The following is a 1392-nucleotide window of genomic DNA, read 5'->3' as shown; positions in this document are numbered from 1 at the left end:
GGTCGATGGTCTCCTGTCCGGGCGCGGGCTGCTCGTTCGTTGGTTCCCCGGCCGGGGGTCGGCCGGTGGCGGGCTGTCCGGCCGGGCGGTCGGTGCCGCCGGACGGTGCGCTCGTGTCGGGTTGTGCCGCCGCCGGATCCGCGTTCGTCGCAACGCCCGGGTCGCCGCCGGCCTCCCGGTCCGCCGGGATCGCCGCGTCGGACGTCTCGCCGGTGGCCGCAGCGGCCGCGCCGGAACCGCCGTGCCCGGCCGGGGGCGCGGTGTCACCGGGGAGCCCGCCGACGGCGACCGTGCCGGTGGTCAGCACGGCGATGGCGGCTACGGCCGCGGCGAGGACCCCCGCGCGGCGGCGATGGCCCTGGCCGCGATGGCGGGAGGGCCGGGGGAGCCGGGGCGTGGCGGGCTCGGAAGTCCGCCGGTGGGTCGCTGTCGTGACGGTCGGTTCGGTCCCGCCGGCATCGGTCCGTGTGGAATCGGTCCGTGTGGAATCGGTTCCGGCGATACCCGCCGCGTCGGTCTCACCGGCGGTGGTCCCGATCTCGATGGTGTCCGTCCCGGTGGTTTCGCCCCCGGTGTTGTCGGTCTGCGCGAGAACCCCGGGGACCGTCCGGGTGAGCAGGTCGGCGGCGGCGAGCGCGGCGCCGGCCGCCGCGGGGTGGGGGGGCTCAGGGGCGACGATCACCGGCAGGCCGAACTCACCCGACACCAGCTCGGTGACCAACGGGATCGCCGCGCCGCCGCCGGTGAGCAGCACCCGATCGACGGCGCCGATGTCGAGTCCGGCGCGGTGCAGCGCGTCCCGCACGAGATCGAGGCAGGTCAGCAGTGGGCCGCGGATGAGCTCCTCCAGCTCGTCGCGCACCAGGCGGACTCGCGCGCTCGCGCCGTCGAGCGGAACACAAACCGTCGTCGCGGTATTTTTTGAAAGAATTTCTTTGGCTGCCCGGCAATTCTCGCGCAATATAGCCAGGCCGCGTTCGGTCGCCGGATCGAACGGATCGAACTCGGTGTCGCCGAGCGCGTTTGCCAGGACATAGCGCATGGTGAGCAGATCGAACTCCGCGCCAGCCGGTTCCTCCGAGCGGACCGTCGCGACGAGACCGGACGGTGATCCGGTGCGGACCACCGTCGCGCTCGCCCCGCTCGCACCCAGATCGAGAACCACGAGCGCCTCGCCCGCCTGCGGGCCGTGCGTCTCCGCCAGCCAGCGGGCCGCCGCCAGCGGTTCCGGCATCAGCACGGGTTCTCGCCGCCCCCGTCGCGAGAATGCCGCGCGCGACAGGGCGGTGCGCTGCGCTTCGACGGCGTGGGCGGGCCACCGGGCCGGGTGACACAGCACCGCCGCCGCCGGATGTTGTCCGGTGGCGGCGGCGATTTCGGTCACGAGGCATT

The 1392-nt window shown here is 74.3% G+C and carries 1 protein-coding gene; it reads right to left on the bottom strand.

Annotation, left to right across the window (positions count from 1 at the left end; all coding sequences use genetic code 11):
* A partial coding sequence (locus QH283_RS17510; protein ID WP_280504063.1) for an Hsp70 family protein occupies positions 1–1339 on the bottom strand: 1339 nt, incomplete at its 3' end.
* Between the last annotated feature and the right edge of the window lie 53 nt (positions 1340–1392).

Origin of the sequence: Nocardia farcinica (assembly GCF_029867845.1) — a bacterium.
GTDB classification, from domain to species: Bacteria; Actinomycetota; Actinomycetes; order Mycobacteriales; family Mycobacteriaceae; genus Nocardia; species Nocardia farcinica_A.
The sequence above is the reverse complement of the archived record's forward strand: the minus strand, read 5'-3'. Positions and strand labels throughout refer to the sequence as shown.